The organism is Micromonospora sp. NPDC047467, assembly GCF_040643095.1.
Lineage (GTDB): Bacteria > Actinomycetota > Actinomycetes > Mycobacteriales > Micromonosporaceae > Micromonospora.
The window spans coordinates 306082-328754 of record NZ_JBEYTO010000002.1; the positions used below are offsets into that span (position 1 = coordinate 306082).

At 72.5% G+C, this 22673-nt stretch carries 21 protein-coding genes, 1 pseudogene and 1 riboswitch; of the genes and pseudogenes, 12 read left to right on the plus strand and 10 right to left on the minus strand.

Annotation, left to right across the window (positions count from 1 at the left end):
* Positions 1 to 28 precede the first annotated feature (28 nt).
* Together ABZ780_RS05650 and ABZ780_RS05655 are read right to left on the minus strand one after the other, a co-directional pair.
* Positions 29 to 2056, minus strand: coding sequence for a DEAD/DEAH box helicase (locus ABZ780_RS05650; RefSeq protein WP_357485306.1), 2028 nt, complete (start codon positions 2054 to 2056; stop codon positions 29 to 31).
* Between the two features lie 347 nt (positions 2057 to 2403).
* Entirely contained in the window at positions 2404 to 2997 is a 594-nt protein-coding gene (locus ABZ780_RS05655; RefSeq protein WP_357484526.1) for a hypothetical protein, read from the minus strand.
* A gap of 124 nt (positions 2998 to 3121) precedes the next feature.
* On the opposite strand from ABZ780_RS05655, the gene ABZ780_RS05660 reads away from it, so the two are divergent.
* A complete protein-coding gene (locus tag ABZ780_RS05660) occupies positions 3122 to 3763 on the plus strand; it encodes a hypothetical protein (protein ID WP_357484529.1) in 642 nt (213 codons plus the stop codon).
* 411 nt (positions 3764 to 4174) lie between these two features.
* Here the strand turns inward: ABZ780_RS05660 and ABZ780_RS05665 are convergent, their stop codons facing one another.
* Positions 4175 to 5740 (minus strand): C40 family peptidase, encoded by a 1566-nt coding sequence (locus tag ABZ780_RS05665; RefSeq protein WP_357484532.1) that lies wholly within the window; start codon positions 5738 to 5740, stop codon positions 4175 to 4177.
* A gap of 255 nt (positions 5741 to 5995) precedes the next feature.
* Between ABZ780_RS05665 and mqnE the strand changes: the two genes are divergently transcribed.
* From mqnE to ABZ780_RS05680, 3 genes are all read left to right on the plus strand, one after another.
* Positions 5996 to 7165 carry an aminofutalosine synthase MqnE gene (mqnE, locus tag ABZ780_RS05670; RefSeq protein ID WP_357003880.1) on the plus strand — a complete coding sequence of 390 codons (1170 nt, stop codon included), beginning with the start codon at positions 5996 to 5998 and terminating at the stop codon, positions 7163 to 7165.
* Positions 7166 to 7188: 23 nt separating this feature from the next.
* Positions 7189 to 7626: a hypothetical protein gene (locus ABZ780_RS05675; protein ID WP_357003883.1), complete on the plus strand. Its 438-nt coding sequence runs from the start codon at positions 7189 to 7191 to the stop codon at positions 7624 to 7626.
* 72 nt (positions 7627 to 7698) lie between these two features.
* On the plus strand, positions 7699 to 7995 hold the full coding sequence (locus tag ABZ780_RS05680; protein WP_357485308.1) for a DUF4229 domain-containing protein: 297 nt from the start codon (positions 7699 to 7701) through the stop codon (positions 7993 to 7995).
* A gap of 63 nt (positions 7996 to 8058) precedes the next feature.
* Here the strand turns inward: ABZ780_RS05680 and ABZ780_RS05685 are convergent, their stop codons facing one another.
* Complete coding sequence (locus ABZ780_RS05685; RefSeq protein ID WP_357484535.1) at positions 8059 to 9396, minus strand: C39 family peptidase; 1338 nt, start codon at positions 9394 to 9396, stop codon at positions 8059 to 8061.
* Positions 9397 to 9607: 211 nt separating this feature from the next.
* Here ABZ780_RS05685 and ABZ780_RS05690 point away from each other — a divergent pair, with 211 nt between their 5' ends.
* From ABZ780_RS05690 to ABZ780_RS05705, 4 genes are all read left to right on the plus strand, one after another.
* Entirely contained in the window at positions 9608 to 11488 is a 1881-nt protein-coding gene (locus tag ABZ780_RS05690; protein WP_357484538.1) for a M14 family zinc carboxypeptidase, read from the plus strand.
* A 43-nt stretch (positions 11489 to 11531) separates the two neighbouring features.
* Positions 11532 to 11680, plus strand: a riboswitch (cobalamin riboswitch).
* Between the two features lie 81 nt (positions 11681 to 11761).
* Entirely contained in the window at positions 11762 to 12697 is a 936-nt protein-coding gene (locus ABZ780_RS05695) for an ABC transporter substrate-binding protein (protein ID WP_357003892.1), read from the plus strand.
* 22 nt (positions 12698 to 12719) lie between these two features.
* Positions 12720 to 13826, plus strand: coding sequence for an iron ABC transporter permease (locus ABZ780_RS05700; protein WP_357485309.1), 1107 nt, complete (start codon positions 12720 to 12722; stop codon positions 13824 to 13826).
* Complete coding sequence (locus ABZ780_RS05705) at positions 13823 to 14641, plus strand: ABC transporter ATP-binding protein (protein WP_357484541.1); 819 nt, start codon at positions 13823 to 13825, stop codon at positions 14639 to 14641. The genes ABZ780_RS05700 and ABZ780_RS05705 overlap by 4 nt, the downstream gene beginning before the upstream one ends.
* Positions 14642 to 14650: 9 nt before the next feature.
* Here ABZ780_RS05705 and ABZ780_RS05710 read toward each other — a convergent pair whose 3' ends face one another.
* The 5 genes from ABZ780_RS05710 to ABZ780_RS05730 form a co-directional block, all read right to left on the minus strand.
* Positions 14651 to 15424, minus strand: coding sequence for a VOC family protein (locus ABZ780_RS05710; protein ID WP_357003897.1), 774 nt, complete (start codon positions 15422 to 15424; stop codon positions 14651 to 14653).
* A gap of 94 nt (positions 15425 to 15518) precedes the next feature.
* Positions 15519 to 16256, minus strand: coding sequence for an ABC transporter permease (locus ABZ780_RS05715; RefSeq protein WP_357484544.1), 738 nt, complete (start codon positions 16254 to 16256; stop codon positions 15519 to 15521).
* 11 nt (positions 16257 to 16267) lie between these two features.
* The gene (locus ABZ780_RS05720; protein WP_357484547.1) at positions 16268 to 17191 is read right to left on the minus strand and encodes an ABC transporter ATP-binding protein; all 924 of its coding nucleotides are present in this window, start codon (positions 17189 to 17191) and stop codon (positions 16268 to 16270) included.
* Positions 17188 to 17499, minus strand: coding sequence for a transcriptional regulator (locus ABZ780_RS05725; protein ID WP_357003904.1), 312 nt, complete (start codon positions 17497 to 17499; stop codon positions 17188 to 17190). Before ABZ780_RS05725 ends, ABZ780_RS05720 begins: the two co-directional genes overlap by 4 nt.
* Positions 17496 to 18134, minus strand: coding sequence for a transporter (locus tag ABZ780_RS05730; RefSeq protein ID WP_357484549.1), 639 nt, complete (start codon positions 18132 to 18134; stop codon positions 17496 to 17498). Before ABZ780_RS05730 ends, ABZ780_RS05725 begins: the two co-directional genes overlap by 4 nt.
* 132 nt (positions 18135 to 18266) lie before the next feature.
* Between ABZ780_RS05730 and ABZ780_RS05735 the strand changes: the two genes are divergently transcribed.
* From ABZ780_RS05735 to ABZ780_RS05750, 4 genes are read left to right on the plus strand one after another with little or no spacing between them, the layout of a single operon-like run.
* Positions 18267 to 18677 (plus strand): type VII secretion target, encoded by a 411-nt coding sequence (locus ABZ780_RS05735; protein WP_357003909.1) that lies wholly within the window; start codon positions 18267 to 18269, stop codon positions 18675 to 18677.
* Positions 18674 to 19600: a WXG100 family type VII secretion target gene (locus ABZ780_RS05740; protein ID WP_357003911.1), complete on the plus strand. Its 927-nt coding sequence runs from the start codon at positions 18674 to 18676 to the stop codon at positions 19598 to 19600. Before ABZ780_RS05735 ends, ABZ780_RS05740 begins: the two co-directional genes overlap by 4 nt.
* 11 nt (positions 19601 to 19611) lie before the next feature.
* Positions 19612 to 19959, plus strand: a complete 348-nt coding sequence (locus tag ABZ780_RS05745) for a YbaB/EbfC family nucleoid-associated protein (RefSeq protein ID WP_357003914.1) — start codon at positions 19612 to 19614, stop codon at positions 19957 to 19959.
* Between the two features lie 4 nt (positions 19960 to 19963).
* Positions 19964 to 20569, plus strand: coding sequence for a hypothetical protein (locus ABZ780_RS05750; RefSeq protein ID WP_357003918.1), 606 nt, complete (start codon positions 19964 to 19966; stop codon positions 20567 to 20569).
* Between the two features lie 201 nt (positions 20570 to 20770).
* Here ABZ780_RS05750 and ABZ780_RS05755 read toward each other — a convergent pair.
* Positions 20771 to 22673: pseudogene (locus ABZ780_RS05755) on the minus strand (AAA family ATPase); the annotation flags it as partial.

Genomic DNA, 22673 nt, shown 5'->3' on the forward strand with positions numbered 1-22673 from the left:
CCGCGACGGCGTCCGTCAGATCAATGGATCAGTGGGTACGCGCCGGCGGCCGCCCGCCGAAACCACGCCGGTCGTCGCGCGGCCGGTCGTCACGGGGCCGGTCGTCCCGAGGACGGCCCTCGGAGCGGTAGCCACCCCGAGTGTCCCGGTCCGCGAAACGCCGCTCGCCGGCCGGCCGATCGCCCCGGTCACCCTGCGGGCGGTCGCCAAAACGCCGCTCGCCGGTGGGCCGGTCAGCGCTGGGCCGGTCGCCATAGCCCCGGCTGTCCCGGTCGGCGTACCGACGCTCGCCGGTGGGGCGGTCGCCGTACTGCCGGTCGCCGGTCGGGCGGTCGCCGTACTGCCGGTCGCCGGTCGGGCGGTCGCCGAAGCGGCGCTCGCCGGTCGGGCGGTCGCCGTACTGCCGGTCGCCGGTCGGGCGGTCGCCAAAGCGGCGGTCGCCCTGCGGCCGGTCCGCCCGGTCACCGAACTGCTGGCGGTCGCCGAAGCGGCGCTCACCGGTGGGCCGGTCGCCGTGCTGCCGGTCACCGTAGCGCCGCTCACCCTGCGGGCGGTCGCCGTAACCCCGGCTGTCCCGGTCGGCGTACCGACGCTCGCCGGTGGGGCGGTCGCCGTAGCCGCGCTCGCCAGTCGGGCGGTCGCCGTACTGCCGGTCGCCGGTCGGGCGGTCGCCGAAGCGGCGCTCGCCGGTCGGCCGGTCACCGTAGCGACGGTCGCCCGTCGGACGGTCGCCGAAGCGACGCGGGCCGCCGGACCGGTCGTCGAAGCGGCGCGAGCCGCCGGAGCGGTCGCCGTAGCCACGAGGCTCCGCCTCCACCCGGACCGGGACGCCGCTGGGCTCGCGGGCGCCGATCAACTCGGCCAGCACCGGGTCGCCGAGCCGGACCCGGGTCTCGGCCGGTGCCACGCCGGCCTTCTCCAACATCGCGAGGGTCGTACGGCGCTGCTTGGGCAGCACCAGCGTGGCCACCGCGCCCGACTCGCCGGCCCGGGCGGTGCGCCCGGCGCGGTGCAGGTAGTCCTTCGGGTCCTTCGGCGGGTCGACGTGCAGGACGAGGGTGACCCCGTCGACGTGGATGCCCCGCGCCGCCACGTCCGTGGCGACCAGGACGTTCATCCGGCCCTCACGGAACTCCGCCAGGGTCTTCGTCCGCATCCGCTGGGTCTTGCCGCCGTGCAGCCCACCGGCGCGTACGCCGACCGCCGCGAGCTGCTCGACCAGCCGGTCCACGCCGAGTTGGGTACGGGCGAAGACCATGGTCCGCCCGTCCCGGGCGGCGATCGAGGCGGCCACCGGGAACTTCTCGTGCGGTGGGATCAGCAGCATGTGGTGGTCCATCGTGGACACCGAGGCGGTGGACGGCGCGGTGGAGTGGGTCACCGGGTCGCTCATGAACCGCTTGACCAGCGTGTCGACGTCGCCGTCGAGGGTGGCCGAGAAGAGCAGGCGCTGACCGCCAGCGGGCGTCTTCGCCAGCAGCTCGGTCACCTCGGGCAGGAAGCCCATGTCGGCCATCTGGTCGGCCTCGTCGAGCACCGTCACCTCGACGTCGTCGAGCTGGCAGATGCCCCGCTCGATCAGGTCGCCGAGCCGGCCCGGGGTCGCCACGATGATCTCCACGCCGCGTCGCAGCGCGTCGATCTGACGGTCGTACGGAACCCCGCCCACGGCGGTCTTGAGGAAGATGCCGACGGCCTTGCCCAGCGGCACCAGGGCGTCGTTGACCTGCATGGCCAGCTCGCGGGTGGGAACCAGGACCAGGGCGCGCGGGCGCATCGGCCGGGCCCGGTTGCGATTGGCCAGCCGGGCGATCATCGGCAGACCGAACGCGAGCGTCTTGCCCGACCCGGTCTGCCCACGGCCCAGCACGTCCCGGCCGGCGAGCGCGTCCGGAACGGTGGCCCGCTGGATCTCGAACGGGGCGGTTATGCCCTGCCGGGCCAGCGCGCTAACCAAAGCCTCGGGCAGGCCGAGGCCGGCGAAGTCGACCGCCTCGACGGTCTCGGGCGAAGCGGACTCGGCCGGCGTGTCCGCGCCCGGAGCAGGCTCGGTCAGGTCGGCGGCGGTCGCTACCGGCGCGGCCCCCGTCGGGGCGGCGTCGGGAGTCGCCGGGGCGGTGTCGGGAGTCTCCGGGGCGGCGTCGTTCGCCACCGCACTGGGATCGAAAACGGACGTAACGGTGCTGGGGTCAGCAGAGGTGGTCAACAAATGCCTTTCGAGCGGGGCGCATCTTCGCGATGGCCTGCCGCGGCTGTGCCGCCGGATCGCCCGCAAGACCGCCCAGGGGCGCGCACCACACGCGCCGGGTCAGTGATCCCGACCAGTGTACGGCGGTTCGCCAGACTCGCCAGCGGGTTGGCCGACCGTAGTGGGCGGACTCACCATCGTTACTGCTCTGCGACTCAGCCGTTGAGGACGCTCCCCACCAGGCTGTCCATGGCGTCGTTGGCCAGCAGGACGACCAGCACGCTGATCGCCACCAGCAGCCCCAGAGCGGCGATCAGGACGATCACCACCCGCGTGTTGCGGGACCGCTCGGCCGGGGTGTCCGCCCAGCCCTGCGCCAGGATGTGCCCGGTCAGCGAGCCGGAATTCTCCACCGCCCCGTTGGCTGGCAGCGCGACCGTGGTGAAGCCCGGCCCCTCACCGCCGCCGTAGACGGTGCCCGGCAGCTCGGCGCTGCCATCGCGCCCCGTGGGGCGAGTGGCGGCCGCCGTACCCCGCCCGGCGCGGTCGCCCGCCGGGTAGGTCGAGGGCGCGGCCGTTCGGGCGCTGCCGGTGCCGCTCGGCGAGGGCGCGCGGCTGGTGGACGGCGAGGGGGCGCCAGTGGTGGACGGCGAGGGAGTGCCGGTGCCGCTCGGCCGAGGAGCGCTGGTGGTGGATGGCGGCCAACTGGGCAGCGCGGGCGCGGGCACCACGGGCGCGGCGGCACCGGGTGGCTCGGCCCACGGACCGTTCGGTGCCGGCGGTGTCGCGCCCGGCGCCGACTGCGCCACGGGCGGAGCCGACTGCGCCACGGGCGGGGCGGGCGGCGTCGCAGGCGGGGCGGGCGGCGTCGCAGGCGGTGTCCACCGCACCCCGCTCGGAGTCGACTGTGCCGCGCCCGGGGTCCGTTGCGTCGTGCCGTTCGCGGACGGCCAGCCGGCCGGCGGCGCGGAGACCGACGCGGTGGCCCGTACACCCGGGGTGTTGGTCATCCCCGGGGGTGGCGGAAACGGTGGCGCCGGCCGGGGGCCGGGCGGCGGTGGCGGCGCGGGCAACGGCGGGCCGGGCGGGGGCGTCGACGGCCCGGGAACGGGCGGCGTCGGCGGGCCCGGGATGGGCGGCAGGGGCGAGGGCGGCGGCACGGGTGGACCCGGGACGGGCGGCGGCGCGGGGCCGGGCTGCGGCGGAGGGACTGGCTCCGGCGTCGGTGCCGGGCCGGGCGGGTACGGCCCCGGGCTGGGCGCGGGCTCCGGCTCACCCGGGCCGGTCGGCTGGGGCCTCGGAGGCGTCGGTCCCGGAGGCGTCGGCCCCGGGGTCGGCGGTGCGGGAGGCTGGGCTGGCTCCGGAGGCTGCGCCGGCTCAGGCGGCTCGGGATTCACCGGCCCGGACCGGTACACGGCGGGCGTGCTGGCGTGGGGCTCCGGCGTACCCCCCGTGGAGGCCGCGAACCGGCTGCTCTCCGGCACCGTGGCGCTGGCCCGGGCCGGGGCGGTCGAGCCCTCCCGCTGGCCGGGCAGCGGGAGGCTGGCGGGGCTGGCCGAGCCGGTCGCCCGGTAGGTGGTCGCGGTGGCCGGGGCGCTGACGGGGAGGTCACCGGTCAGCGCCGAGACGGTCGCGACACTGGCCCGTGCTCGCACCGGGACGGCGGTCGCCGGGCCAGGGGGAGCATCGTCGGCCCCCGGGCGCCCGCCATCCATCTCGGGCGCGCTGCTGCCCGCATCGCCGTCGGGCGTGCCCTCGACGGCCGAGCCGGCATCGGTGCTGGTCGCCGGATCAGCCGCGCCTGGCTCCGGCGGGTCGGCCCGATCGACGACGGGGTCGACAGTCTCCGCCGGATCTCTCTGCTCGGCCATCTCCGCCCTCCGCGCCATGCTCGCACCCGAGCCCGTGACGTTCGGACCGGATGTGCCTGGTTGTCACGGTGCCACAGATCGTCCCAGGCGGACAGCCAGAGCCGGCGGTGGCGAGTCAGCTGTCGGTGCTCGGGCTGCCCGCCGGGCTGTTACTGGTGGTCCCGTCCCGGCTGGTCTCGGGCGTGGCGGGCGCCGACGCGGTGGCCGATGCGCTGGCCGGTGCCGTGGTCGGCGGCGTCGGCAGGGTCGTCGGCCGGCCGCCGGGGCTGGTCGTCGGGCTCGGCGTGGTGCTGCCGGTCGGCGTCGGGCTGGGTGTGTCGGTGGGCGTCGGGCTGGTCGACCCGGTCGGCGTGGGCGTCGGCTTCGTGGTCGGCGTCGGCGTGGTGGTCGGCGTCGGCTTCGTGGTCGGGGTCGGGGTCGGGGTCGGGGTGGGCGTCGGCCGCACGGGCGGCGGGGTCGGCACGGCCGGGGCCGGCACCGCGCCGATCACCCGGGTGGCGGCGTAGAGCCGGGACCAGCGGACAACCGAGATCTTGACCACGTCACCGGTGGTGGGCGCCTGCACCATCTTGCCGTTGCCGATGTACATGCCGACGTGGTGGATCGTCGTCCAACTGCTGCCGGAGGCGAAGAAGAGCAGGTCGCCGGGGAGCAGCGCGCTCTGCGGCACCGTACGACCCCGGGTGGCCGCGTACTGGTCCCGGGCAACCCGGGGCAGGTTGAAGTAGTCGGCGCCGCGCGACCGGTACGCCGCCCACATCAGGCCGGAGCAGTCGAACGCGTCCGGCCCCTCCTCCGACCACTTGTACGGGTCGCCGAGCTGGGCGAGCGCGTACCGGACGGCGGCCAGCGCGCGTGGGTGCGCGGCCATCCCGCTGATGTTCTGACCGGTGACGTAGCCCGCGCCGAGCTGCTGCTCGGTGGCTTCCTGTAGACGCTCGAGCTCGATCAGTTGCGTGGCGTTGTTCTTGCGGAGGGTGAGCAGGCTGGTCTCGGCCGCGCGCAGCGCCGTCTCGCCGGTGGTGAACTCTGCCTGGGCTGCGTCGACCGCGGCCTTGGCCGCGGCGTGTGCTTCGTAGGCCTTCTGCTCGCCGGCCCGTGCCCGCGTCAGCTCCCCGGTCACGCCGGTGGTGGCGCCCTCGACCTTTTCGCCACGGTTGATCCGGTGGAGGCGGCTCAACCCCTGGATGTCGTCGACGAAGTCGCCGGGGGGCAGCGCGGCGGCGGCCTTGACGGCGTCCGAGGCGGCCGCGTCGGCCGCCTGCTGGGCACGGAGCACGGCATCCTGCGCGGTCTCCAGCGCCTTGCCGGCCGCTTCGAGCTGGGCCTGCGCAGCGGTGCGTTTCTGCTGGCTCTGTAACAGCCCGTCGCCGAGGAGGCCGACCTGACTCTCGGCGGCGGCGATCTGGGCGGCCAGCGGGCCCGCGCCGACGTTGACCACCGGTGGGACGGTGCCGACGGTGCCGGGCGCGCCGCCGGGAAGCCGGAGCTGGCCGACCGCCGCGGGCCGGGAGCCGGTGTCCGGCACCGTGGTGGGCACGGCGGGGTCGGCGTACGCGGGGGTGGCCAGCACGGCGGCGGCGATCGCGCCGAGCAGGGCTGCCCAGAGCTTCGGCCGCAGCACCGGCGAGATCACCGGGCTCCGTCGTCGCTGCCGTCGCCCGCGCTCGCTGTCGACCATTCCGCTCCCGTCCAGTGCTCGCCGCCACGCTCGGTAGGCGCGGCCGTCGGGGCAGACCAGTGTGTGAGTTCCGCCCCACCCTGTCTTACCGCACCCGCCCGGTGATGTCGATGCGTGGCCGGGTTACGGGAGGCTGAGAGTCTGTTGAATGGGTCGCTGGGCCTGTTGGGTGGATCGCTGCCGCCGACCGTGCCGCCGCGACCATCGGAGCGCCGACGTACGCTCGACCGGGACCGCAGGTGGAAGGGACGTGCCATGGACGCCGGACTCAAGCGCGAGCTCGAAGCGAAGGTGTACGCCGGTGAACGGCTGACCCGGGAGGACGGGGTCGCGCTCTACGAGAGCGACGACCTGACCTGGCTGGGGCGGTTGGCGCACCACAAGCGCACCGAGCTGAACGGTGAGCGGGTGATGTTCAACGTCAACCGGCACCTCAACCTGACCAACGTCTGCTCGGCGTCCTGTGCGTACTGCTCGTTCCAGCGCAAGCCGGGCGAGAAGGACGCGTACACGATGCGCATCGACGAGGCGGTCCGCAAGGCCAAGGAGATGGAGGATGAGCAGCTCACCGAGCTGCACATCGTCAACGGCCTGCACCCGACGCTGCCGTGGCGCTACTACCCGAAGGTGCTGCGCGAGCTGAAGGCGGCGCTGCCGAACGTCAAGCTCAAGTGCTTCACCGCGACCGAGGTGCAGTGGTTCGAGAAGATCAGCGGCCTGAGCGCCGACGAGATCCTCGACGAGTTGATGGACGCCGGCCTGGAGTCGCTGACCGGCGGTGGCGCGGAGATCTTCGACTGGGAGGTCCGCCAGCACATCGTCGACCACGCCTGCCACTGGGAGGACTGGTCGCGCATCCACGCCCTGGCGCACAGCAAGGGCATGAAGACCCCGGCGACCATGCTGTACGGCCACATCGAGGAGCCCCGGCACCGCGTCGACCACGTGCTGCGGCTGCGGGAGTTGCAGGACGAGACCGGTGGCTTCGCGGTCTTCATCCCGCTGCGCTACCAGCACGACTTCGTGGACTCGGCGGACGGCAAGATCCGCAACCGGATCCAGGCGCGCACCACGATGGCGTCGCCGGCCGAGTCGCTGAAGACGTTCGCCGTCTCCCGTCTGCTCTTCGACAACGTGCCGCACGTGAAGAACTTCTGGGTGATGCACGGGCTGTCGGTGGCTCAACTCTCGCTGAACTTCGGCGTGGACGACCTGGACGGCTCGGTCGTCGAATACAAGATCACGCACGACGCCGACTCGTACGGCACCCCGAACACCATGCACCGCGACGACCTGCTGCACCTGATCTGGGACGCCGGTTTCCAGCCGGTCGAGCGGGACACCCGCTACAACGTGGTCCGGGAGTACGACAAGGCGCCGTCGCTGGCCGAACGCCGCGCCGAACCGCAGCAGGTCTGGGCCTGAGCCACCACGTACCCTCGCAGTCGATGACCGAGCAGCGCGAGTCCGAGAAGCAGGGCGGGTTTCCCCGCCGAGACGACCAGGGGCGGGTCCGTACCCTGGCCGACCTGCTCGGCGTGTGCCTGGCCGGTCTGATCATCGGCGTGTTGGCGCTCGTGCTGTTCGAGTTGGCGTTCGCCATGTTCGGTGCCGGCGACTTCGGTCACACCAACGGTTGGCTGGCCGTGATCCTGCCGGCCTGGTTGTTCTGGGACGACTTCCGGGCCTGGGAGTTCGGCGCGGCCCGGGTGGTGGCGGCTCTGGTCGCGGCGGCCGTCGGGGTGGTCTCGGGGCTGCTGATCGCGGGGCTGGCCTCCGGGTTGCCGCCGCTGCTGTCCGGGGCGTTGGCGGCGGCGGCGTTCACCGTGGCGTACGCGGTGGTCTGGTTTCCGGGTGTCCGCTGGCTGGCCCGCCGGACCGGCTGACCCCGACCGCCCGCCGGGCGAGTCGATCTTTCCGCCGCAGGGCGGGCGAGCTAGGGAACGGATGTGGTGCAGGTGAGCGCGGCGGTCAAGTACACGCTGGGCCGGCTCGGGCTGTTCGTCGCCGTGCTGGCGGGCCTCTGGTTCGTCGACATGGACATTTTCCTGAAGCTGATTCTGGCGCTGGCGTTCTCGGCCGCGCTCTCCTTCTTCCTGTTGCGTGGCTTCCGCGACGACATGGCCGAGGAGATGGCCGAAGCGGCGGAGCGCCGCCGTGCGGAGAAGGAGCGCCTGCGCTCCGCCCTAGCCGGCGACGACAACCCCACCCCGCCCCCCACCGACGACCCCCCCACCGACCGACCCTCGCGGTGACCATGAAGTTATTGCTCCGACACGCCTAGCGATGGGGCAATAACTTCATGATCGACCGCGCGGTCACCAGTTGGTGGAGCCGGGGACCCGGGGCCAGGGCTTTGACGTGGGCTTGATGAGGTACGCGATGCCGCCCGAGCCGCCGGAGACTCCGCCGGTCGCGTTGGTGCGCTTGGTCCGCAACCAGATCTGCTCGAACTGGGCACGCTTGTAGACGTTGCGCACCACGTCGTTGCTGGACGAGGCGGGGTCGTTGACGATGACGTCGCCCTCGGCGGTGAAGCCGACCACCACGAACAGGTGCCCGGACGTGCCGTAGTTCGCGCCATCCAACTCGCTGGCCAGGAACGACTGGCTGGTCACCACCGGGATGCCAGCGGCGATGAAACGCTCCAGCTCGTCGAGTGAGTGCAGCCGGGTGACCCGGCCCTCCAGTCCGGGGAAGCTGGCCGCGTACGCGGTGTTGAACGGCCAGTTGCCCGCGCCGTCGTACGCGTAGTCGAAGACCATCCGGGCGGCGTGGTTGACCGTCGGGTCGGGGTAGGTCGGGTCCACCCAGGAGGTGTCGGCCGCCGACGGCCTGCGCCCCCAGTACTCGACGACCATCTCCGCGGAGGTGGGCGAGCACCACGCCTCGCCGCCGCCGTCGTACTCCGGGTAGTGCCCACTGTGCACGTTCTGCGAGTAGCGCGGCACCGGCAACTCGACGCCCCAGGCGATGTGCCCCGCGCTGGGCGGGACGGTGAACCGGTCCGGCACGCTGGAACTCATCGCTCCGAGCATCCGGACCACCGGCGAGGCCGTCTGCCCGGGTGCCCGGTAGAGGGTCAGTCGCAGTTGGTAGGACCGCAGCAGCACCCCGGCGTCGGCGTCGTCGATGCTGAAGGTGTCGGTCCAGATCGTCGACCAGGGATCACCCTGCCGGTTGACGCTGGCCCGTTTGATGTCGGTGTCGCCGGAGGCCCAGCGACCCATGACGTACCAGGGGGTCTGGTCGCCGCTGGTGTAGCTGCCCTGCATCTCCACCTGGATCCAGGTGCCGGCGGGGGTCTCGGCGTTCCACGAGGCGATCAGTTCGGTGGCGTCGAAGCCGATCCGGGTCACCGGCGAGGTCCAGGTGCCGTACTCCCAGGTGCGGGTGGCGCCGGTGTGCGGATCGGCGTACTCGATGGTGCCGGCCGGGCGGGCCAGGGTGACGCCCGCTCGCGCCCCGGGCACGACGCGGGTGCCGGCGCTGCTGCCCCGGTGCCAGTCGGCGGGCCCGGACCAGTCCTGGAAGGTGATCCGCTCGTCGTGGGCGGGAGCGGGTGGTCGACCCGCTGTGGCGGGGGCTGCGGGGGCGAGCAGGGTGAGCGCGCTGACGCCCGCGAGGGCGGCCGCGTGCAGGCGGGATCTGGCCATGGGTGCTCCGCGGTGTCGAGAGGTGCATCGTCGCTGGTCAGTGTTCCGCGCGGAAGGAAGTTTCGCCAGAGGGTGCTGGGAAGAAAATCATTGCCGCAGCGATGGTGAATCTGGGATGCATAAGGCAACGACGGATATTGATTCGACCATGTGGCTGGTGGTGAAGTGTGCATCACCGAGCGGGATGTCCCGCCCTTCGAGGAGGTAGTACATGGCCCTCCGCACGCCCACACCTCTCCGCCGTGCCCTGGCGCTCGCTGTCGTCGCCGGGCTGGGCATCGTCACCGTGGCCGCCGGACCCGTCGCCGCGAAACCGGCACCGGATCGCACCGCCGAGTCGGCCGCCGCCGGCTACCGGGTGCTCGGGCCCCGGACCCTCGCCGACCGCAACGCGGTGGTCCGCACCGGGGCCGCCATCGACTACTCCGAGCACGGGGTCCTGCACATCTCGGCGACCGCGAGCGAGGCCGCCGCGATCGGCCGGCTCGGATTCCGCCTGGAACCGCTGACCCCGCCACCGAACGCCGAACGCGGCGCCGGTGGGGTGGGCACGTTGGCCTTCCCGCCCGCCGACTCCAACTACCACGACTATGCCGAACTGACCGCCGTCGTGAACCAGGCCGTGGCCGACCATCCGGCCATCGCCCGCAAGATCAGCATTGGTACGTCGTACGAGGGCCGCGACCTGATGGCCGTGAAGATCTCCGACAACGTCGGCACCGACGAGAACGAGCCGGAGATCCTGTTCAACGCCCAGCAGCACGCCCGTGAGCACCTGACCGTCGAGATGGCGATCTACCTGCTCAACCTCTTCACCGACAGCTACGGCAGCGACTCCCGGATCACCAACATCGTCAACAGCCGGGAGATCTGGATCGTGCCGACCGTCAACCCGGACGGCAGCGAGTACGACATCGCCACCGGGTCGTACCGGTCCTGGCGCAAGAACCGCCAGCCCAACAGCGGTTCGTCCAACGTCGGCACCGACCTGAACCGCAACTGGTCCTACAACTGGGGTTGCTGCGGCGGCTCGTCCGGCTCGACCTCGTCGGAGACCTACCGCGGCCCGTCGGCGTTCTCCGCCCCGGAGACGCAGGCGCTGCGCAACTTCGTCAACAGTCGCGTGGTCGGCGGGACACAGCAGATCAAGGCGAACATCGACTTCCACACGTACTCGCAGCTGGTGCTCTGGCCGTACGGCTATACCACCGCGAACACCGCGGCCGGGATGAACGCCGACCAGTACAACACCTTCGCCACCATCGGCCAGCAGATGGCGGCCACCAACAACTACACCCCGCAGCAGTCCAGCGACCTCTACATCACCGACGGGGACAGCATCGACTGGATGTGGGCCACCCACAACATCTGGGCGTACACCTTCGAGATGTACCCGGGCTCGGCGAGCGGCGGCGGCTTCTACCCGCCCGACGAGGTGATCCCCGCACAGACCAGCCGCAACCGCGAGGCCGTGCTGATGCTCAGCGAGTACGCCGACTGCCCGTACCGGGCCATCGGCAAGCAGGCGCAGTACTGCGGCGGCGGTGGTGGCGGCACCACGGTCTGGTCCGACACCTTCGAGACCGCCACCGGGTGGACCATCAACCCGTCCGGTACCGACGCCGCCACCAGCGGAGTGTGGGAGCGGGGTGCCGCCCAGGCGACCACCTCCTCCGGCGCCAAGCAGCTCACCCCGTACGCCGGCGCCAACGACCTGGTCACCGGCCGGCTCGCCGGCTCGGCGGCCGGTGACTACGACGTCGACGGTGGCGTGACAAGTGCCCGGTCCCCGGCGGTGACCCTGCCGTCGTCGGGCACGCTGACCCTCTCGCTGGCCTGGTATCTGGCACACGGCTCGAACTCGTCGTCAGCCGACTACCTGCGGGTGAGCGTGGTGCACAACGGCGGCACCACCGCGCTGCTCACCCAGGCCGGCGCGGCGACCAACCGCAACGGGAGCTGGGCGGTGGCGAACCTCAACCTCACTCCGTACGCCGGCCAGTCCGTGCGGATCCTCGTCGAGGCCGCGGATGCCTCCGGCGCGAGCCTCGTGGAGGCGGCTGTGGACAACGTCACCATCACCGCCTCCTGATCGGGTGGGGCCCCGTTCCGCCCCTGCGGGGCCCCACCACCCGCTCCGAGCCTCCAGATCCCGCGGTGCGCTACCGTCTTAGCGACCACTCCGCAGCGAAGCCGGTGCGATACCGGCGCTGTCCCGCAACTGTGATGCCCCGCCTGACGGTGGGGACAAGCCAGGTCGCCTGCGGATCGGTCGCGACACGCGCTCTCGAGGAAGGGCGCCTCGTGGGCGGGCGTACGGAAGCCCTGTCGGCGAAGCAACACTCCTCGACCGACAGGAGGCCCCATGTTCAGACGTACCCCCCGGCTCTTCGCCGCGACCCTCGCGGTCGCCGCGCTCGCCCTCGGCGCCTGCGCCGAGAAGACCACCGACCAGCCGGCGCCCGGCGTCGGTTCGGCGACCGCCAGCTTCCCGGTGACGGTCGGCTCGCTCACCCTCGACAAGCGGCCCGAGAAGATCGTGTCGCTGGCGCCCACCGCCACCGAGATGCTCTTCGCCATCGGTGCCGGCCCGCAGGTGACCGCGGTCGACGACCAGTCCAACTACCCGGCTGACGCGCCCAAGACCGACCTGTCCGGCTTCCAGCCCAACGCCGAGGCCATCGCCAGCAAGAACCCCGACCTGGTGGTGATCTCCGACGACCGGAACAAGATCGTCGACCAGCTCGGCAAGCTCAAGATCCCGGTGTACCTGACCCCGGCGGCGACCACGCTTGACGACTCCTACCGGCAGATCACCGATCTGGGCACGCTTACCGGGCACGCCGACCAGGCCACCGACGTCACCACCCGGATGAAGGACGACATCGCCAAGCTGGTCAAGGACGTGCCGCAGCGCGCCGAGAAGCTCACCTACTTCCATGAGCTGGGCCCGGAGCTCTACAGCGCGACCAGCAAGACCTTCATCGGCTCGATCTACGACCTGGCCGGTCTGACCAACATCGCCGACCCGGCCGACGCGGACGGCAAGAGCGCCGGCTACCCGCAGCTGTCCCAGGAGTTCATCGTCAAGGCCGACCCCGACTTCGTCTTCCTGGCCGACGCCAAGTGCTGCCAGCAGAGCGGCGACTCGGTCAAGGCCCGCAGCGGCTGGGCCGGGGTCACCGCGGTGAAGAACAACCAGGTCGTGGCGCTGGACGACGACATCGCCTCCCGGTGGGGCCCACGGATCGTGGACCTGCTCCGGGTTGTCATCGACGCGGTCGCCAAGGTGCCCGCGTGATCGACGTCCGTCGGTGACCGGACTGCTTCCGGTGGCCACCCCGGCACCAACCACGCGGCAGGCCGGGACGCAGCTCGCGTCCCGGCCCGCCGGCCTGCGCAAGCGCTGGTTGGCCGCCGGGGTGTTCGCGGTGCTCGTCGCGCTCGTCGCCGGGGTGTCGCTCGGCCCGGTCAGTCTGCCGCCGGGCAGCGTCGCCGCCGAGCTGCTCAACCTGATCCCCGGGGTGCACCTGAAGAGCGGGTTGACCGAGCGGGAAATCGCCATCGTCACCGAGTTGCGGCTGCCCCGGGTCGTGCTGGGCCTGCTCGTCGGTGGCCTGCTCGCCCTGGCCGGCGGCTGCTACCAGGGCGTGTTCCGCAACCCGCTCGCCGACCCGTACCTGCTCGGGGTGGCCGCCGGCGCGGGCCTCGCGGTCACCGCGGTGATCGCCCTCGGCGGCGCCGGCCGGCAGGGCGCGATCTCCGGGCTGCCGCTGACCATCCCGTTGGCCGCTTTCGTCGGGTCGCTGCTCGCCGTGACGATGACCTACCTGCTCGGCGCGGCCGGCGGCCGGAGCCGGTCCCCGGCGATGCTGATCCTGGCCGGGGTCGCGGTCTCCGCGTTCCTCTCCGCCGGGCAGACGTACCTGCTGCAACGGCACTCCGACACCATCCAGTCCGTCTACTCCTGGCTGCTGGGCCGGCTGGCCACCGCCGGCTGGCACGACGTGCTGCTGGTGCTGCCGTACGCCGTGGTGACCACCGTGGTGGTGCTGCTGCACCGCCGCGAGCTGGACGTCCTCGCGCTCGGCGACGACGAGGCGCGCAGCCTCGGCCTGCACCCGCAGCGGTCCCGCTACCTGCTGATCGCCGCCGCGTCGTTGGGCACCGCCGCCGCCGTCTCCGCGACCGGCCTGATCGGCTTCGTCGGCATCATCGTGCCGCACACCGTCCGGCTGCTCGCCGGGTCGAGCTACCGGGTGATCCTGCCGCTGTCGATGCTGTTCGGCGCGGCGTTCCTGGCCCTGACCGACGTGGTGGCCCGCACCGCCGCTGCCCCGGCCGAGGTGCCCATCGGGGTGGTCACCGCCCTGCTCGGCGGCCCGTTCTTCGTCCTGGTGCTGCGCACCGCCCGGCGGGTGCTCACATGAGCCCCGAGCCGGTCAGCGTGCCCGCTCCCCGCCAGGCCGGTGCGACGGCGGTCGAGGTGCGGGGGTTGCACGTCAGCCTGGGCGGCACCCCGATCCTCACCGGCGTCGACCTGACCGTCGCCGCCGGCGAGTGGGTCACCGTGATCGGCCCGAACGGCGCCGGCAAGTCGACCCTGTTGCGCGCCGTCGGCGGCCTGCTGCCCGCGCCGGGAGCGATCACCCTGTTCGGTACGCCGAGCGCCGAACTGCGCCGCCGGAACCGCGCCCGGGTGGTGGCCACGGTGGCACAGTCACCGGTGGTGCCACCCGGCATGTCGGTGCTGGACTACGTGCTGCTCGGCCGTACCCCGTACATCCCGCCGCTGGGCCGGGAGTCGGCCGCGGACGTGGCCGCCGTGCACGAGGTGCTCGACCGGCTGGACCTCGTCGGCTTCCACCGCCGCGAGCTGGCGACCCTCTCCGGCGGCGAACGGCAGCGGGTCTTCCTGGCCCGGGCGCTCGCCCAGGGCGCGACGCTGCTGCTGCTCGACGAGCCGACCAGCGCGCTGGACATCGGCCACCAGCAGGAGGTGCTGGAACTGGTCGACCAGCTCCGCCGCGCGCACGGCCTGACCGTGCTGGCCACCATGCACGACCTCTCCCTGGCCGGCGAGTACGCCGACCGGATGGTGATGCTGGCCGACGGTCAGGTGGTGGCGACCGGCACCCCCCGCGAGGTGCTGACCGAACACCTCCTGGCCACCCACTACCGGGCCAGCGTCCGCGTCGTCCCCGGCACCCACGGCCCCCTGGTGGTCCCCGTCCGCCCTCGCTGACGGGGGCGGTCAGTCCTCTTCCGGGCCGAGGTCGATCACCGAGAAGAGGGCTCCCTGCGGGTCGCGTAGGGCGGCGAACCGGCCCGTCGGGATGTCGCGGGGTGGGACGAGGATGGTTCCGCCCAGCTCGGCGGCGCGGGCCGCGGCGGCGTCCGCGTCGGTCACCGCGAAGTACACCGTCCAGTACGCGGGCAGGTCGGCCGGGAAGTCGTCGGCCAGCGGCGGCATCATCCCGGCGACAATCCGCGCACCGAGCCGCCACCCGGTGTACGTCATTCCGCCGACCGGCTGTTCGTCCGGCTGCCAGCCGAACACCAGCTCGTAGAAGACCTTCGCGCCCTCCGGATCGGGGGTGACCAGCTCGTTCCAGCTCATGGCGCCGGGCACGTTGAACACCTCGGCGCCGGGCATCGCCAGCGGCTGCCAGACGCTGAACGTGGCGCCCGCCGGGTCGGCGAAGACCGCCATCCGGCCCCGGTCGAAGACCTCGAACGGCGGCACCACGACCTGTCCGCCGGCCCGCTCGACCCGGCCGGCGACGAGTTCCGCGTCGTCGGTGGCGAGGTACGTCGACCAGATCGGCACCTGATCGGGAATCGCGGGCGGTCCCACTCCGGCGACCGGCTGCCCGTTGAGCAGGAAGACGGTGTAGCCGCCCGCCTCGGGCTCCGGTGTCACCCGTCCGGTCCAGCCGAACAGCTCGGGGTAGAACCGCCGCGCGTCGGTCAGATCCGGGGTGGCCAGGTCGGCCCAGCAGGGCGTACCCGGCGGGACGGTGCTCACGTCAAGACCCCTCTCGGCCGGGGCGGCCACGGCGGCCCCCTGCGGGAATCCTGGCACCGTCCCGCTGCGGCCCGGGGCGGAAACGGACGAATCGTCAGCTGAACCGGCGACCCTCGTCCCGTCGGTACGCCCAGGCGGCGAGCGTGGCGAGCAGCACCACCCAGACACCGAGCATGATCAACGAGAGTGGCTCGACGTCGTAGTCGCCCACCGCGGCCCACATCAGCTCGGCCGCACCCCTGGTGGGCAGGAACGGCGCGATCGTCTCGATGAAACCGGGTGCGTCCCCCGGCGCGGAGAGCAGCCCGCCGCCGAACGCGAGCGGCAGGAAGACGACCTGCGCCACCACGATCGCCGCCTTGCTCGGCAGCGAGTAGCCGATGGTGAGCCCCATCAGCGTGAATGGCACCGAGATGACGGCCACGGTGACGATGGCCAGCAGGAACGCCGCCGGGGTGATCCGGGCCGCGGTCAGGGTCGCGCCGATCAACACGACCGGGATCAGCGACAGGAACGTCAGCGCCAGGCCCGCCAGCACCCGGCCGGCGAAGCGGGGCGCCGGCCCGGCCGGCAGCGTCCGGGTGTACGGGCTCCACGGCTGGTCGCGATCCTCGGCGACGCCGACGCCGTACTGGAAGATGTTGGCGCTCATGACTGAGAAGGTGACCATCGACGCGGTGGCGAAGGTGGCGCCGACCGGATCGTCACCGGCGAACGGCACCACGAAGAAGATCATGGCGGCGGCCGGGAAGAAGGCGCTGCCGACGACGGCCACCGGGATCCGGATGAGCTCCAGAAGCTGGTAGCGGGCGTGAACCAGGGCGAGCTGCACGGTGCGCCTCCTCAGACGGCGTTGGGTAGGCCGCCGGCAGCGGCGGTGGGCTGGCTCTCGGCGGTGGGCTGGTGGGTGCTGGTGATGGCGAGGAACGCCTCTTCCAGCGAGGTCGGCCGCACCTCCAGGTCGACGAAGGTGACCCCGGCGGTGACCAGGGCCCGGACCAACTCGTCGGCGTCGGTGGTGAGCAGGTGCAGCCGGCCGTCGATCCGTTCGGTGCGGACCACACCGGGCAGCTCGGGCAGCGCATCGGCGACCAGGCTGACCCGACGTACGCCGACGATGCCGCGCACCGCCTCGACCGTGTCGTCGGCGAGCACCCGGCCCTGCCCGATCACCACCACCCGGTGCGCGAGCGCCTCCACCTCCTCCAGGTAGTGGCTGCTCAGCAGGACGGTCCCGCCGTCGTCGTGGAACGCGCGGATCGCGTCCCACAGCGTGTGCCGGGCGGCCACGTCCAGGCCGGTCGTGGGCTCGTCGAGGAGCACGAGCCGGGGCCGGCCGACGAACGCCAGCGCCACCGCCAGCCGGCGCCGCTGCCCGCCGGAGAGCCCACCGGTCTGCCGCCGGGCGAGGTCGCCCAGGCCGAAGCGGTCGAGCAGTTCGCCCCGGGGCACCGGGTCCGAATAGTGCGCCGAGACGAAGTCGACGACCTCGCCGACCCGGAGCGTGCCCGGCAGGCCGGTCTCCTGCGGGGTGACGCCGATCTGTCGGCGGGACGCCGGGTCGCGGGGGTCGCCGCCGAACAACTCGACCCGGCCCGAGCTGGGACGGCGTAGGCCGACCAGCAGGTTCATCAGGGTGCTCTTGCCGGCACCGTTGGGGCCGAGCAGGCCGACCAGTTCACCGGCGCGGACCTCCAGGTCGACGCGGTCGAGGGCGAGGACGTCGCCGTACCGGCGGCTGGCCTGGTCGGCGCGGGCGAGGGTCATGACTGCTCCTTGGTGGCAGTGGGGTCGAGCAGGGTGCGGATGGCTTCGGTGTACTCCTCGAACGCCAGCCGGCCGCGCCGGCTGAGCCGGATCAGGGTGGCCGGGGTGCGTCCACGGTGGGTCTTGCTGATCTCCACGTAGCCGGCGTCCTCCAGCTTGCGCAGGTGCACGGAGAGGTTGCCGGCGGTCATCGCGAGCAGTTCCTGCAACCGGGGAAAGGCGATCCGGTCGCCGTCGTTGAGCGTCGAGAGCGCGGCGACCACCCGCAGCCGGGCCTGCGCGTGGATGACCGGGTCGAGTTCGGTCACGACCGGTGTCGCTGTCGCCGCCGGGCGATCGTTCCGGCGGCCAGGATCCCGCCGCCGCCGGCCACCGCGATGACCAGTGCGTGCCAGCCCGGCCCGGCGATCGTGCCGAGCACGTTGCTCACGCTGATCCAGACGCCGAGCCGGAACAGGTCCCGGTCCAGCCAGATGGCTCCGCCGGCCATGTGCAGCGCGCCGGTCAGGCCAACGGCGGTTGCCGACCAGAGCAGCGCCTCCTGGTCGTGTGGCAGGTGCTCGGAGATCCGGCCGACCGCCGCGTACACGCTCACCGACCCCAGTGCCCAGGCGCAGCCGTACCAGCGTCCGCGTTGCGCGGAGTCGCCACTGACCTGCCCGTACGCCCGCGCGCCAGCGACCGCCTGGACCGCCGCGGCAGCCGCGAGCAGGACGAACAGGATGGTCAGGGGCAGCCAGTCCGGTAGCCGGACCAACACCCGACCGTCGGGTGCGAAGCGCAGGAAGAACAGCCCGAAGCCGATCAGCCAGGCCACACCCCACGGCCAGTAGACCAGTCGGGCGTCCGGCTCCAGCCGACGTGCGGTGGCTGCCTGCTGCTCACGGATCAGCCGGAGCGCGGCTGCCGCGTCGGAGGGTGGCAGGTCATCGTTGGGTTCCACGCAAACTACTTTACGCCGCAAAGTCAATGCCCGGTGTCCCGCCGCCGCGCCGGGGTACCGACAGCGGCGCGGGGTGCCTATGGTGGGGAGCCGTGGTGACTGACCTGTCGCACAGGACACAGAGGAGGGTCCGTGTCGAGCCCGAGCGGTGAGCTGGAGGTCGAGCCGGAGGCCCTGAAGGCGTTCGCGGCAGCGTCCACCGACCGGGCGGCCCGCTTTCGCGAGCTGCACCGTTCGTTCGGCGACGGCCACGTGCCACGGCACGCCTTCGGTGTGATGCCGGCGTCGTTCAGCCTCGCGGCGACGTACGCCGAGCAGTTCGAGGCGTGCCTGCAAGGGCTGGCCGACGGAGCCGAGGTGATGGCGGACATCGCCGAAGGACTCACCGACACCGCCGACTCCTACACGGGCTCCGACGTGGCCAACACGGACCTGTTCGTGCCCGGCCGTCCGCCCGCTCCCGACGTACTCGCTCCCGGCCCCTGGTCGCCGAGCCCGTCCTCGCCCGGCGACGCCGGCCGGACTGGGCAGGTGCCGGCGTGAGCACCGAGGCGTTGCAGCGCAACAAGACGTACTTCGAGCAGATCGTCTCGGGTACGCCCGACCCGTTCAAGCCGTTGTCCAACGCGGTGTTGTGGCCCTTCGAGCAGCTGCTCGAACTCGTCGCCGGCGAGCCGGACGACCTGATGCGCGCCGCCCAGCTCTGCCTGAGCACCGGTGCGGCGGTCCGCGAGATCGCTGGCGAGCAGGTGCAGCACCGGGCTCGCCTGCGGGGCTCCTGGAAGGGCGACGCCGCCGAGAGCTTCCACGCGTCGATGGAGTCGGTGGAGGAGGCGATCGAGGAGTTGGCCCGTGGGCTGGACGGCACCAAGGAGGTGCTGGTCGACGCGGCCAACGCGGCGGTCGACGCGTTCAACCTGCTGGTCGAGTTGATCCTCGAGTTCCTGCTCTGGTTCCTCACCGAGGTCATCATCGCGGCGGTGGCCGCGGCGCTCAGCGCCGGCATCTCGCTCGCGGCGACGGTCGTCCGGGTGCTGGCCAAGCTCGCTACCGTGGTGGGCCGGATGGTCAAGGTCGTCGCGCGGTTCGCCGAGATCCTGACGAAGCTGGCCGCCAAGATGCAGAAGGTCGCCGAGCTGCTGATGAAGTACCGCGAGGCGGTGCTGAAGATCCGCCAGGCGAAGAAGGCATACCGGATGTGGAACAAGTCCGGGTGGACGGCCGAGGCGCGGGCGTTCCAGATCGAGAAATTCAAGGTGCTCTTCCCGGGCAAGTTCCTCATCAACCAGGCGTCCCCGGTGAACATCCCCGGCATCGGCGGCGCCCTGCTGGACACCGGCGTCGGGCTGCACGACATCTCCGACGGCACCAAGGACCGCAACTACCTGGTGGACGGCACGTACCGCGAGGATCTCGGCCCGTACACCAAGGGCGTGCAAAATATCTTCGACTCCATCCTGACCTGAGAGGGACCGACATGACCTTTCCGGGTCTGGACCGCATCGAGGCGCTGGCCCGCAACCTGGACGGTTGGCAACGTGAGCTGGCCGGCAAGATGGCCGAGATCGAACAGAGCAACGCCGAGGGTGTGAGCGACTCCGGGTTGGTCCGGGTCACCGCCGCCGCCGACGGCACGATCGTGTCGACCGACCTCGACGCGCGGGCCATGCGTTTCGACTCGTACACGCTGGCTGAGGAGTTCACCGCCGCCGCCGGCCGCGCGCAGGAGGCTGCCGCCGCCCGGGTACGCGAGCTGGTGGGCGAGGTGATCGGCGACGCGCCCGCTGCCGGACGACCGACCGGCGACCGCCCGGATCGATACTGATCCGATGGCCGACATCAGCTACCAGGAACGGCTGACCCAGCTCGTCGAGCCGGGTGAGCAGCTGCTCGCCGTCGCGAAGGCGAGAATCGCCCAGGGCGCCCTGCCGCCCGACCCGCCGATCGAGGAGCAGCCGGCCACGTCCCGCGGCGGCGGTGGCGTCTCCGGGGCGCTGCTCAACCTGCTCTCGCCGATATTCTCCTTCCCGGCGGGAGACCGGATCGTCGATCGCCTGGCCTACGGAATCGCCGGCCGGGGAGCGCCCGGCTCGTCCGCCTCCACGCTGCAGTACGCGCGGCGGCCGGTGCCTCCGGCGACCACCATCGAGGACACCATCCTCGCCGTCACCGACCGGCGGATGCTCGTGTGCGCGTCCGGGCCGTTGAAACTCTGGTCGAACCGGGCCGACGACGAACGGGCGGCGGCCGAAACCCGGATCGTCTGGTCGACGCCCCGCGCCGCGGTGGCCGACGCCCGGGTGGGCTGGCACCGGCTCAACCCGAAGCGGCTCCGGATCGAGTTCGTCGACGGCTCGTGGTTGGCCTTCACGGTGCCGATCGCCGAGCCCGGCAAACCGCTGCGCGACATCGCCTCAGCCCTGACCGGTCGCTGACCCGACCCGCGGCGGCGCCAGCCCGCAGCGGCACGCAACGGGTTTGGTCGAGGTTTACAGCGATGCCGGCTGTAGTGGCCCGGCCTGCGGTGGTGTGGCCTGTTGCGGTGTGGCCTCGGGCGGTGCGGCCTCGGGCGGTGCGGCCTCGGGCGGTGCGGCCTCGGGCGGCGCGGCTTCCGGCGGCGTGGTCAGCAGCGGCGCGGGCAGCGGTTCGCGGTGCAGCACCGAGAGCCGGGACACCGCACGGGTGAGCACCACGTACAGCCGGTGCAGCCCGCGCGGCTCGGCCGCGACGATCGCGGCCGGCTCGACCACCACCACATGGTCGTACTCCAGGCCCTTGACCAGCGTCGCGGGCACCACGGTGACCCGCTCCGCGGCCACCACGTCGTCGGCGGTCGCGGTCGCGACACCGGCGGCGGCGAGCGCCGCGCGCAGCCCGTCGACCGCGTCGTCTGCGGCGATCACACCGACCGAGCCGTCGTGGGCGAGCGCCGCCCGCACGTCGTCCACCGTCGCCGACGTCAGGTCGGTCACGGTACGCACGTCCAGGCCGCCGTCTCGGCGCAGCGACTCGGCCGGCGGCACGTTGACGGCGAGTGCCGGCAGCAGCAGGTTCGCGAACGCGACCACTGCGGCGGGCACGCGAAAACCGACCGTCAACGGAACCACCACGGCGTCCGGCTTGCCCAGGTGAGCCAGGGATTCCCGCCAGTCCGTCGCCGCCCACGGCGTGGTGCCCTGAGCGAGGTCACCGAGGAGGGTGACCGAGCCATGCTCGCTGCGCCGGGCGATGGCCCGACACTGCATCGGGGAGAGATCCTGCGCCTCGTCCACCACCACGTGCCCGAACCCGGAGGCCCGCTCCAGCAACCCGGCCGCCTCGTCGATCAGCACCGCGTCGGCGGTGGTCCAGCGGGTCGCCTTCGCGGTACGGGCCGGCTTCACCCAGGTCAGCAGCGCCTGCTCGGCGTCGGTGAGCAGACCATCCGCTGCGGCGGCGAGTCGAGTCGGGTCGGAGAGCAGGCCGTACACCAGCCCTTCCGGGGTGAGCGCCGGCCAGACCGCGTCCAGGAGGTCGACCACCGGCCGACAGCGGCCCATCCGGCGTAGCCACGCATCGCTGGGTGACTCCGCGCGCCGCGCCTCGGCCTGCCGTTGCAGCAGACTCACCACCCGCGCGCGGACCCGCTCCCGGCCCGTGCCGTACGGCAGCCCTTCCCGACGGGTCTCCTCGACGATCCGATGTAGTGGGTCCAGCCCGATCCGCCACCGGAACGAACCGTCCGACACCGTGATCGAGTCGGTCGGCGTACCGATCTGAGCCTGCACCGCGCGCCGCAGCACGTCGGCCATCCGCACGTCGTGCTTGAGCGTGGCGACCGCCGGCGCCTCGACCGCCCGGACCGGCACCCGCGAGATCAACTCCTCGACGGTGGCCTGCTCGACCTCGACCTCACCGAGCGCCGGCAGCACCGCCGCGATGTACGACAGGAACGCCCGGTTCGGCCCCACGATCAGCACACCCGCCCGCCGCAACCGCTCCCGGTGCAGGTAGAGCAGGTACGCGGCCCGGTGCAGACCAACCGCCGTCTTCCCCGTGCCCGGTGCCCCCTGCACGCAGATCGAGTCGGCCAGATCGGCCCGGACCAACTCGTCCTGCTCAGGCTGGATGGTGGCCACGATGTCCCGCATCGGCCCGACGCGCGGCCGTTCGATCTCGGCAGTCAGGATCCGGCTGGTCGTGCCCAGCTCCTCGCCCCGATCGAGCCGCTCATCCTCGAAGCTGGTCAGCACCCCGTTGCTGAACCCGAACCGCCGCCGGACCGCCACCCCCTGCGGATCGCGCGCACTGGCCCGGTAGAACGACCGGGAGACCGGCGCCCGCCAGTCCAGCACCAACGGCTCGCCCCGCTCGTCGGTGACGTGCCGCCGGCCGACGTGATACCGCCGACCGTCATGATCGGTGCTGGTGCTGGTGCTGGTGCTGGTGCTGGTGCTGCTGCCGCTGCTGCCGCTGCTGCCGCTGCTGCCGCTGCTGCCGCTGCTGCCGCTGCTGCCGCTGCTGCCGCTGCTGCCGCTGCTGCCGCTGCTGCCGCTGCTG

What these genes read in the sequence shown, in the direction of transcription:
- ABZ780_RS05695 (WP_357003892.1), top strand. Translation starts at nt 11,762, where the DNA reads ATGTTCAGACGTACCCCCCGGCTCTTCGCCGCGACCCTCGCGGTCGCC.
- mqnE (WP_357003880.1), top strand. Translation starts at nt 5,996, where the DNA reads ATGGACGCCGGACTCAAGCGCGAGCTCGAAGCGAAGGTGTACGCCGGT.
- ABZ780_RS05665 (WP_357484532.1), bottom strand. Translation starts at nt 5,740, where the DNA reads ATGGTCGACAGCGAGCGCGGGCGACGGCAGCGACGACGGAGCCCGGTG.
- ABZ780_RS05705 (WP_357484541.1), top strand. Translation starts at nt 13,823, where the DNA reads ATGAGCCCCGAGCCGGTCAGCGTGCCCGCTCCCCGCCAGGCCGGTGCG.
- ABZ780_RS05685 (WP_357484535.1), bottom strand. Translation starts at nt 9,396, where the DNA reads ATGGCCAGATCCCGCCTGCACGCGGCCGCCCTCGCGGGCGTCAGCGCG.
- ABZ780_RS05745 (WP_357003914.1), top strand. Translation starts at nt 19,612, where the DNA reads ATGACCTTTCCGGGTCTGGACCGCATCGAGGCGCTGGCCCGCAACCTG.
- ABZ780_RS05720 (WP_357484547.1), bottom strand. Translation starts at nt 17,191, where the DNA reads ATGACCCTCGCCCGCGCCGACCAGGCCAGCCGCCGGTACGGCGACGTC.
- ABZ780_RS05750 (WP_357003918.1), top strand. Translation starts at nt 19,964, where the DNA reads ATGGCCGACATCAGCTACCAGGAACGGCTGACCCAGCTCGTCGAGCCG.
- ABZ780_RS05690 (WP_357484538.1), top strand. Translation starts at nt 9,608, where the DNA reads ATGGCCCTCCGCACGCCCACACCTCTCCGCCGTGCCCTGGCGCTCGCT.
- ABZ780_RS05675 (WP_357003883.1), top strand. Translation starts at nt 7,189, where the DNA reads ATGACCGAGCAGCGCGAGTCCGAGAAGCAGGGCGGGTTTCCCCGCCGA.